The 556-nt window shown below is 66.0% G+C and carries 1 pseudogene; it reads right to left on the bottom strand.

The annotated features are described in order from the left end of the window. A pseudogene (locus EN935_RS39530) lies at window positions 1-530 on the bottom strand (thermonuclease family protein); the annotation flags it as partial. Between the last annotated feature and the right edge of the window lie 26 nt (window positions 531-556).

Here is a 556-nt window from a genome sequence, read left to right as displayed (position 1 = left end):
GGCGGCACGGTGCAAACCACCGCGCGGCCACGCAGGAAGGCGCGGAATGCCGTCCGCGCACGGACGCCGCACGGCCAGGATTTGCCGTCCTCGCTACAGGTCTCGTCCTGCCTGACGAGGTCGATGCCGGAAACCGCGACCGAGTAGCCCTTCGCTTCGATTAGGCCAGCGGCCGGCGCAACCGGCTGGAACAGCTTTGTGCCGTTCCAGTCGTCAGGCATTTTCGGCTTGGGCGGCACGGCCAGCGCAAGCTTGCTCAATGGCTCGCGCGGCTCGACCCGTTCAAGCCCCTCGGCGGGCAGTTCCGGTGGCGCGACAAATTGGGGATCGATCGCCCTCGAATGCGGCGCCGGCTTTGGCGGCTGTGGAGCTGCTATGGCCGATGTGGCCGGCTCTTCGGGCACCGTCTCGGCGCCTTGTTGCGCGATCGTATCGGCGCCCGGATCAAGCTGATCCACCGTGACGACGCTGTCGCTTCCTTTCAGCGTGTGACCACCAGTGACGACCATGGCCGCCATCACTGGGACCATCAGAACCGCCAAGGCATGATAAAGGA

The organism is Mesorhizobium sp. M7D.F.Ca.US.004.03.1.1 (assembly GCF_003998635.1).
GTDB classification, from domain to species: Bacteria; Pseudomonadota; Alphaproteobacteria; order Rhizobiales; family Rhizobiaceae; genus Mesorhizobium; species Mesorhizobium loti.
The sequence above is the reverse complement of the archived record's forward strand: the minus strand, read 5'-3'. Positions and strand labels throughout refer to the sequence as shown.